Raw genomic sequence first — 9,707 nt, 5'->3', positions numbered from 1 at the left:
GTCTTTGCGCCGGGGTCGACCGCGATTGGCCACCAAATTCTGGAAAGAGATGCTGGATGCGACTCCATTTGCAGTCAGAGAGCGGCAGCGAAGGCATCTTGAATGACGATTCAACTTTGATCGAACGGTGCCCAATTCACAATGTCGGCCCTTTAGGGTGAACAACAGGCTTCACGACTTCTCGCCCGGATAAGCATCCCCTGCCTAAGCGGAGGATGCCTGCATGCGGAAACCGATGGTGTCATTCCGTGCGTCGTAGCGCCATAAAAAACCGGCTCCGACAAAGAACGGAACCGTTCACGGCAGACCATTTAGCACAAACCTGACGGGTCGGAACTGCGGCGTCAGTCGACGACCGATGCTCCATCCACAGGGATTGCTGCGCCGGAAATGAAGCGAGCATTGTCCGACAACAGGAAACAGACCAGATCCGCGACCTCGTCGGTCGTGCCATATCGGCCCAGCGGAATCGCTGCACTAAAGAGCCGACGGGCAGCATCCGGATCTTCCTTGCTGAAACCAATCTCCACGTCGCGCATCAGTTGAGTATCGATCGGCGCCGGACACACCGCGTTGACACGGATGTTGTACTTTCCGAGCTCAAAGGCTGCGGCACGGGTCAAGCCGACCACCGCATGCTTCGATGCGACATACCCAATCATGTTACTGAAAGCGACCAGACCGGCGACCGAGGAAGTGTTGACAATCGCGCCACCGCCGAACTTCTTCAGTTCCCGCGCGGCATACTTGATGCCCAGATACACACCGCGCTGGTTAACGGCAATCAACTGGTCGAAAACGTCGTCGGGATACTCGGTGACTTCGGCAATGGCACCGTTAGCACCGGCATTGTTATAGACCCCGGTTAGCCCCCCGAGATGTTTCACCGCTTCCTGCGTGTAACGCTCGACATCGGCGGCAACAGTAACGTCGGCCACAAGTCCGATGACCTTGGAACCGGTGGCCTTTGCAATACTAGAGGCGAGCTTGTCCACGGCCGCACCATCCCGATCGACGATTGCGACGCCCGCTCCACCTTCTGCAAGATGTTTCACTACCGCACTACCAATACCGCCCACCACGCCCGTGACAATGACCTTCAGTTCACTGTATTGATTGCGTACGATCGACATTCTTCTCTCCAGAATTAACTTAAAAATATGACCATGAAACTCTGCGCGGAACCGGTGCCTCGCATTTCACAATCAGACGTCCTCGGTAAAGAGTAACGAAGCTTTATGTCGCCACCTCACCGCCCCGACAAGTTCCGCAAACTCGAGTGTCACGCTACCCCACTATCATGCGGAGTAGCTCATGCACAGCTATTCGCTACTGCGCAGCAAAACCGCCGTCGACCGGCAGAATCGCTCCAGTAATCCAGTCTGCTCCTGGCGACGCCAGGAACGCCACGGCGCTAGCGATATCAGCAGGTTGACCAATCTCTGGCCAGGGATGTGAAGCTTGCACTGCAGCCAGCGAAGTCGCATCATCAAAAAATTCGCGCGTCATAGCCGTCGGGAAATAGCCCGGCGCGATGGCGTTGACGTTGATGTAGTCCTTGGCTGCCTCAATCGCGAGAGCTCGCGTCAGGTTGTGAACGCCGCCCTTCGCCGCAGAATACGCAATGATATTGGCCTGCCCCACCGTCCCGGCAATTGAGCCGATATTGATGATCTTGCCCTTTGACCGCCCCGCGCGAGCGTTCTTCTGCATCGTGCGGATGGCTGCCCGGCAACCAAGCCATACGCCAAACAGATTGACATTAATCGTCCTGTTGAACGTCTCGGGCTGCTCATCGGCAATCGAGGCAAGACCGCCGAAGATGCCGGCATTGTTCACCCAAATATCCAGCCTACCGAACGTCTCGGCAGCAATCGTAGCGACATTGTCGAGTTCCCCGACCTTCGATACGTCTGCCTTTACGAATACAGCCTCGCCACCGTGCTTCTTGATAAGGTCGTCGGTATCATCTTTGAGATCGGACTCATAGCCGCGCTGGGATGCTGCTTTTTGCAGGTCGGAGCAGACCAGCTTCGCGCCCTCCGCAGCAAGGGCGAGCGCAATCGCCCGGCCGTGACCGGAACTGGAACCTGTCACGACAGCGACCTTACCCTGAAGACGCTTCGACGGATTCGTATAAACCGCTGCTGGATCTATGGTGTGTGTCATTGTGTATCCTCCAAAAAAAACTCTACGTACGTCGAACTTTCTCGGCTTTCTAATGCCCTTCATACTGCGGCCGCCAGGCCACAGCCTCTGTAGGATTGCCGCTCATCATCGAGAAGCTAAAAATAATTATCTGTCCGGTTGACCAACTAAAAAATAAGCGTAAACGCTACAAATGGCCGAAATTTATCGTAGTTTTAGAATAGTCCCGCGCTTGTAGCTAAGAATTCTTGATCATATGTACTGTTTATAGAACGGCGTTCCAGACACCGGCGATGCGGGTTCCATCCAAGAGCTTTTCGCTGACCTTTGGGTCATTCGTTCAAGGGACGCGGCCGGCATCGCGACCCCGATGTGCTCGACGGAACAACGCATGTGCCACGCCAACACATGCCGGGATATCAAGGTTGTTTTCGGAGGTCCGGCGACGCTTGCCGACAGGCTGTCCGAGATGGCAAGCCGGGAAACACATTGGCACGGCGCTGGTAGGTGACTATCAGGCACATCCTCACGCATTTCGAGAGTAGGCCCATAGGTTCGCCTGGGTTTGGCGCCTGGGTTTAGCGGACGGGAACAGGGGAAGGCCTGGGGTGCTTCCTTTGAGAGCCGGCCAGGTCATCGCATACGATGCCTCGGCTCATGACTTACGCGGCTTGCATACTGCAGGCTAAAAACTTCTGTCCGCGAGTAACTTGGATCGCCGCTCGGAAAACCTGCTTTTCGATCGGAGCCAGCCATTGCGGCTGACCACAAAGCGCTCCAGCGTATCAAGGAGAGACAAGGCCCAGCCTAGGCCGTGAGTGACGGCGGTTGATCGCATACCGCTGTACCAGCACGGTTGCTGGATACTGCGGGCGCTGGTGCACACCGCGGGAACGACTTAGTCCACTGTCGGGAGATCGCGGGACAATAACACCGACCATCCATCAATCGATTTCAAGCTGATGGCCCACATGCTCATCGTTGGCTACTACGGCAGCATCCGGTCCGGGCGCGGTTCAAAAGCGGGCCTACGTGGAATCAATAAGGCTGCAGAACCCACCAACCAGAAACGGCACAAGTCGTTCGTACACCCGCCGCAGATCCGAGGATCCCACACGCCCGGTCGACAACGTCTCGACGCGCCCTGGTTCCGCGATCAGGGCAACCATAGCCCCCACCATGAAGCTGAAGCCGTGGTGGACATCCTCCTCCGAAACCTCAGGCAACGTCTTGCGAAACTCGGCCAGATACTGTCGAGCAACAGCATCGAAATGCTTGCTGATAACCTTCGCCCAGTCTGGCGAATTAGCAAGCCGCGCTACGACCAACGAGTAGCTCTTCCAGCCGTGCCCACCATTCGTGCTGCGTTCGACAAAGGGCCATACGTAACCTTCCACAAGGTCCTTCAGCGGAATAGGTCCATCCTGGGCCCGCTGTCTTGCGAGATCGAGCGCCTGAATACGATGATGCGCCATGACGGACGCGCGGCGCTCTATCATCTTGTCAAATAGAAGATCCTTCGTCCCGAAATGGTACGTAACGAGCGCGATGCGAGCATCCGACGCCTCGGCAACATCTCGCATCGAAGTGCCATGAAAGCCATGCCTGGCGAAGAGGTTCTCGGCTGCGTCCAACATCTTTTCCCGAGTCGCGTCTCCGGCCTTGCGTGCTCCGGGCCTGACGACACCCGGTAAACTCGCCGCAACCCTGCTACGCTTCTCAGGGGCGCTCGAAACTGTGGACGTCTTCATTTTCAAGAGGATTCCCCTGCTAACATTGGACATCTGTACAGTTGATTATTGCACGAATCATTATCCGGAGCGATACGCTCACGTCCAGTACGGATGCCAAATGAGGACGAATAGTGGGAACCGCTCTGATCGTCATTCCCGCGTGAGCTGAACTGCGGACGGCCGGCCAAACGGCGCCTCCCGGCGCCGAACGCGGGCCAACGCCGCCGTGAAAATCGCGGCAAGCCCGAACCCTGCGCCGCAAAGTGCGATGCTAGTACTCATACTGCTTCTCGCCGCAATCGCGCCCAGCACGAACGGCGCGAAGGCTGACAGTCCACGCCCAACATTGAAGCAGAAACCGGCTCCGAGGCTGCGAACGCGTGCGGGATACAGCTCGGCGAAGTAGGCGCCGAAAATCCCGGTAAACGAGAAAAACAGCGCCGTCACCGGGCCCATCCAAAGTAGCAACGTGTCGTTTCGCGTCACGGCGTAAAGGGGTAGTGCAATCACAGCACCGATGAATGACAGAATGAGCGCTCGTTCGCGGCCGATGCGATCTCCAAGCCAACCGAAAAGCTGATAGCCAACAAACATTCCAACGTTGAGCAGGATCACGAAGGTTGTCATACTGGCCGTACCGAGCCCTCGTTCCTTGACCAGATAGGTCGGTATCCACGTATTGGCCCCCCAGTAGCCGACCAGCGCAAAGGTGGCAGCCAGTGTCCCGAGAATGGTCGTGAGGCGGAGTTCATCCGAAAAAAGTTCACGCACGGACACCGAACGCTTCACGTCGGGTGTCGATTCGCGATCTGCAATCCATGCAGCCGATTCGCGTACAAAGACCAGCGCGTAGATAGCGGCGACGATCGCACCGATTCCACAAAAAAAGAGAGCACGCCAACCATAAGTAGGCAGGACAAACCGGGCGAGGAACGCCGCAAATCCGAATCCGATTGGCCAGGACCCGAGGACAAAAGCTGCCGCCCGGCCTCGGTGACGCGCAGGGAACACCTCGCGAATGAACGCAGCAGCCACGCCCCATACTCCGCCGAGACCGAGTCCCGCAAGGAAGCGCAAAAGCAGGAGATGCGTCCAGTCCTGCGCAAAACCAATTGCCGCCGTGAACAGCCCGAATATCATCAAGCTTCCTACCAGCGCCCGTTTGCGCCCGTAGTTATCCGCGTACCACCCAATCAGCACGCTGCTGAATCCGACTCCGACAAGCGTCGCCGTACCGATAAGACCCGCCATCGCCAGCGACAGGTGGAATTCCGCAATGATCGCTGGCAGTGCCAGCGCCAATAGCATGAAATCCATTGCGTCGAAGGCGTATGCCATAAAACACGCAACAAGAACGTGCCACCGGTTCGGTGACGCTTCATCAAACTTCGTTGACATCGTCTCTCTCCTATGCGTTCTCTGCCGGAAAAGCAGTAGATCTGCTCACTTCATTTCACAGCGAGCTTATTTTTTCAGTCGTGCGGATTTTTATATTTCTGAATATCTCAAGATGAAGCAGCCGCCTTAATGCAGCCAGGCGACTTTCCTCGTCAGCGCTGTTCGTCCGGCACGTCTTCCCACGTACGAAGGCGCTTTTTGTCGATTTTTCCAACACTGGTCTTGGGAATGTCTTCGACTATGACGAATGATTTCGGAATCGCAAATCTCGGTATCGTGCCAATACGAACCTTCTCGAGCAGCAGTCCAGTCAACTCTCCGACCACTGTGTCATCCGCTATCGCACGTTCCGCGCTGAGCTTGACAAATGCTCTCGGGCATTCTCCCCATCTATCGTCTGGCACGCCTATCACAGCGGCCTCCTCCACAGATCCGTGTTCCCGCAGGAGCCGCTCGAGTTCCAGTGACGATATCCATTCTCCACCGGACTTGATCACGTCTTTCAAACGATCGACGATTCTGACTGCGCCGTCATCGTCGATTCGCGCAACATCTCCGGTGTGCAGGTATCCCCCTTCCCAGAGACGTTCCGTGCCGTGTTCGTCCTTGACATACGCACGTGTCAGCCACGGTGCACGCGCAACAAGTTCACCGTCTTCGACATCGTCGCCCCAGAGACGGAGATCCACCAACGGCACCGGTTGTCCCACCCGGCACAAATCAGCGGGGCTCTGCGCCGCAAGTGCTGCGTCCGCGCGTGCGAAACACACCACTGGACAAGTCTCCGACATCCCGTAGCCGGCGAAAACCCGAATGCCAGCCTGCAACGCGCGAGATGCGAGGGCGGGAACCATCGCCGATCCGCCGACCATGACCTTCCAGCCTGAGAACGTCATCCCTTGCTGGCGCGCTTCGTCCAGGATCATCTGGAGAATGGTCGGGACACAATGGGAATACGTTATCCCCTCCCGAACAATCAGCGCCGGAATGGTCTTTGGATCGAAGCGCCCCGGATAAACCTGCTTCAGACCAAGAAGCGTCGCGAGGTATGGCATGCCCCAGGCATGCACGTGGAACATGGGGGTGAGCGGAAGGTAAACATCGCCGACCCGCAGGCTTTGGTAATCGTCCGCGGAAGCAAGTGCCAACCCCACTGCCAACGTATGCTCAACCAGTTGGCGGTGCGTGTAGCACACGCCCTTGGGCAGGCCCGTCGTACCCGTTGTGTAGAAGTGAGTTGCAATAGCTTCTTCGTCGACCTGCGGAAACTCAAACTCACCTGCAGCGCCGAGCAAGGCTTCATAGTCGCCGAGGTAGGCCACGCTAGCTGGAATAGTATGCGGACTACCGTCGGCGCACACAATCAGCCGCGGCTTTAACGCGCTACCTTCAAGTGCCTGCTCAAGCAGCGGCAAGAACTCGGCTGCCGCGATCACCACAGCCGATTCGCTGTGTTCCAGGGTATAACGCAATTGCGCCGGTGAGAGCCGGATGTTCGCCGTCATCAACGTCGCGCCGAGCATCGGGACGGCAAAATAGGCCTCAAGGTAACGATGCGAGTCTCGATCGAGAACCGCCACACGAGTACCTGTGCGAACGCCAGAATCAAACAGGGTCTTTCCTAGCTTGGCGATTCGCTCCTGCAGTGCGCTGTAACTCATCCGCGCCCCATCGGTGGTCACGATCGAGTTGTTCCTGCCCGCGCGAACGCCACTGGCGAGAATCGATCCGATAGTAAGGCCGCAGCGTGCCGAAAGCTTGTCAGTCATCGATCATCTCTTCTTCGCATCACATCCAGGAAAGTACCTGGCCACCGTCGACCGGCAAACAGGCGCCAGTAATATAACTGCCTGCCTCGGAGGCAAGCAGCAGCACGCCACCGTCCAGTTGAGCGGGCTGGCCAAACTTCTTCATTGGAATGCGCTGCCGGATAGACTCCGCGAAGCCCTTCTCTTCAAAGGACGTGTGCATGTCGGTTTCGAAATTCCCCGGGCAAATGGCATTCACCCGAATATTCTTCGATGCGAGTTCCAGTGCCATCACTCGAGTTAGATGAATCAGCCCCGCTTTCGCTGCCCCATAGCTCGAGAGTGAACCGCCAGCGCGGAGTCCGGCGGTCGATGCCACATTGATAATCGAACCACCGCCTGAACGGATCATCGCCCGCGCGGCTACCTGAGCAAGCAGGAAAGCGCCCTTCAGATCGGTGTCGAATACAGCGCTGACCTGTTCCGCTGTCTGATCGATAAATCGCTCGGTATAGAGGATGCCTGCGTTGTTGAAGAGAATATCAATCGACTGACCGACCTTCTCCTCCGCGAGAGCCCAGACGCTGTCGAATGTCGATGGCTGAGTCACGTCCAATGGAACCGCGTATGCCTCGTAACCCTGCTCGCGCAAGTCCGCGGCGGCCTGCTCGATACGGTCCGACCGACGTGCGCAGAGGACAACCCTGGCACCGGCTCCGGCCAGTGTCCTGGCCATATGAAGGCCTATTCCACTCGACGCCCCAGTCACCAGCGCCGCCTTGCCACTCAAGCTGAAGATAGACGCGTAGCTCATTGCACCACCTCAAACAACCCTGCTGCGCCCATACCGCCTCCCACGCACATCGTGACCACGACATACCGCACGCCAAGACGGCGCCCCTCCAGCAGCGCATGGCCCACCAGGCGGGCGCCCGTCATGCCGTAGGGATGCCCGAGTGCGATGGCGCCCCCGTTGATGTTCAGCTTTTCCGGATCGATACCCAGCCGGTCCCGGCAAAAGAGCGCCTGGCAAGCAAATGCCTCGTTCAGTTCCCACAGACCAATGTCGTCGATAGACAGACCGTGATTCTTCAGCAGCTTGGGAATGGCGATTACCGGGCCGATTCCCATCTCCTCGGGCGCAAGTCCCGCAACCGCCATACCCTTGTAAATGCCGAGAGGTGTCAGTCCGCGCCGGTCGGCAGTCGACGATTCCATCAACACACATGCGGATGCACCATCCGACAACTGACTTGCATTTCCGGCGGTAACCGTGCCCCCTCGACGACCGGCGCCAGTCTTGCCAGCCCCTCCAGCGTTGTCGCGGCTCGCGGCCCCTCGTCGCGGGAAACGGTCACTTCACGCTCGTACGTTTGCCGGGATTCCTTCTCGGTCACGCGCATGTGCGTAGTCACCGGCACAATTTCAGCTTCGAAACGCCCGTCACGCTGGGCATTGGCCGCGCGCTCCTGGGAGAGGAAAGCAAAAGCATCCTGCGCTTCCCGGTTAATGCCGTATTTCCGCGCGACATACTCCGCGGTATGAAGCATTGGCATATAGGCGTGGGGCACCTGATGTATCACTGCCGGATCAGCGCGATCCGATACCGCCTGGAAATAGGTCGCCTGCTCAGCGGAGATATTTTCCTGGCCACCGGCCATTACGATGTCCATGCCGTCAACCGTGATCTGCTTGGCCGCCGTGGCGATGGCCATCAACCCCGAGGCACATTGGCGATCCATGGTCTGCGCCGGGGTTGAAAACCCGAACCCCGCCGCGAACGTGGCATGGCGGGCCAGGTTCATGCCCGCTGTCCCGCTGCTCAGGACCGTTCCCAGGACAACGTCTTCGATTTCGAGGGGATCGAGTTTCGCGCGCTCACACGCCGCCCGCAGCGCGTGCCCGGCTAGCGTAGGTGAGTGCATGGCGTTAAAGCCACCCTTGAATGCTTTCGTAATTGGCGTGCGCGCCGTCGAAACAATCACAGCCTGCCTCATCTTTCCTCCGCGACGACGGTTTCACCATCAATCTCTGTTCTGCTCACCGTCAGCGCGTCAGTCGGTGTCCAATATCCCCACTGATTGCCGCTGGACGCGGCATAGTGCTGGAGTCGCTCCATCAGCCGGGCGCGCCCGAGGATTCTGTCCGCGTAGTACATCGGGCCACCATTCTTCTCCGGAAAGCCATAGCCCGAAAGCCAGACCACGTCGATATCAGACGCCCTGGAGGCGACACCTTCGTACAGAATCTGAAACCCTTCATTTATCAGGGGAAGGATGCACCGCTCGACGATCTCCGCGTCCTCAATCGCGTCGCGCGGCAGAATTCCGCGCCGCCGAGCCAGGCTCTGCACGAGTGAACGCGCATCAATATCGTCGACGAATGTGCGACCGTCATAGCGATAGAACCCCTCGCCCGACTTCTGCCCAAATCGCCCGAGTTCGGCGAGATGGCGGGTAACGATGCGGTAGTCCGGATCCGCCGGAAGATCGCCATTGCGCGCACGTTCAGAAACCACCTTCGCGACCACATCCACGCCTGCCAGATCCATCATCCGGCAGGGACCCATCGCCATACCAAACTGCTCCACCGCGCGATCGATCTGCGACGGTGAAGCGCCCTCCAGTAACAAAGCCTCGGTTTCGCGAAGATAGGACTCCAGCATCCGGTTGCCTACAAA

The 9,707-nt window shown here is 58.0% G+C and carries 7 protein-coding genes and 1 pseudogene; all 8 read right to left on the bottom strand.

Translation table 11 applies throughout. From position 1 onward, the window contains the following. Positions 1-344: 344 nt before the first annotated feature. Positions 345-1,133 (bottom strand): SDR family NAD(P)-dependent oxidoreductase, encoded by a 789-nt coding sequence (locus tag WCA53_RS31310; RefSeq protein WP_423920738.1) that lies wholly within the window; start codon positions 1,131-1,133, stop codon positions 345-347. A 196-nt stretch (positions 1,134-1,329) separates the two neighbouring features. After that, positions 1,330-2,169 carry an SDR family NAD(P)-dependent oxidoreductase gene (locus WCA53_RS31305; protein WP_423920741.1) on the bottom strand — a complete coding sequence of 280 codons (840 nt, stop codon included), beginning with the start codon at positions 2,167-2,169 and terminating at the stop codon, positions 1,330-1,332. A 1,007-nt stretch (positions 2,170-3,176) separates the two neighbouring features. Further along, positions 3,177-3,785, bottom strand: a complete 609-nt coding sequence (locus tag WCA53_RS31300; protein WP_423920735.1) for a TetR/AcrR family transcriptional regulator — start codon at positions 3,783-3,785, stop codon at positions 3,177-3,179. Between the two features lie 246 nt (positions 3,786-4,031). Beyond that, entirely contained in the window at positions 4,032-5,279 is a 1,248-nt protein-coding gene (locus tag WCA53_RS31295) for an MFS transporter (RefSeq protein WP_423920731.1), read from the bottom strand. Positions 5,280-5,431: 152 nt separating this feature from the next. After that, positions 5,432-7,048 carry a long-chain-fatty-acid--CoA ligase gene (locus tag WCA53_RS31290; RefSeq protein WP_423920726.1) on the bottom strand — a complete coding sequence of 539 codons (1,617 nt, stop codon included), beginning with the start codon at positions 7,046-7,048 and terminating at the stop codon, positions 5,432-5,434. Between the two features lie 19 nt (positions 7,049-7,067). After that, positions 7,068-7,841 carry an SDR family NAD(P)-dependent oxidoreductase gene (locus tag WCA53_RS31285; RefSeq protein ID WP_423920721.1) on the bottom strand — a complete coding sequence of 258 codons (774 nt, stop codon included), beginning with the start codon at positions 7,839-7,841 and terminating at the stop codon, positions 7,068-7,070. Next, a pseudogene (locus tag WCA53_RS31280) lies at positions 7,838-9,024 on the bottom strand (acetyl-CoA C-acyltransferase). Before WCA53_RS31280 ends, WCA53_RS31285 begins: the two are co-directional and overlap by 4 nt. Then, positions 9,021-9,707, bottom strand: a 687-nt coding sequence (locus WCA53_RS31275) for a 3-hydroxyacyl-CoA dehydrogenase family protein (protein WP_423920718.1), incomplete at its 5' end; no start/stop codon positions are given. The gene WCA53_RS31275 and the pseudogene WCA53_RS31280, both read right to left, overlap by 4 nt.

The organism is Caballeronia sp., assembly GCF_049581465.1.
Classification (GTDB): Bacteria; Pseudomonadota; Gammaproteobacteria; order Burkholderiales; family Burkholderiaceae; genus Caballeronia.
Note: the sequence above shows the minus strand (reverse complement) of the source record. Positions and strands in the feature narration are given on the sequence as shown.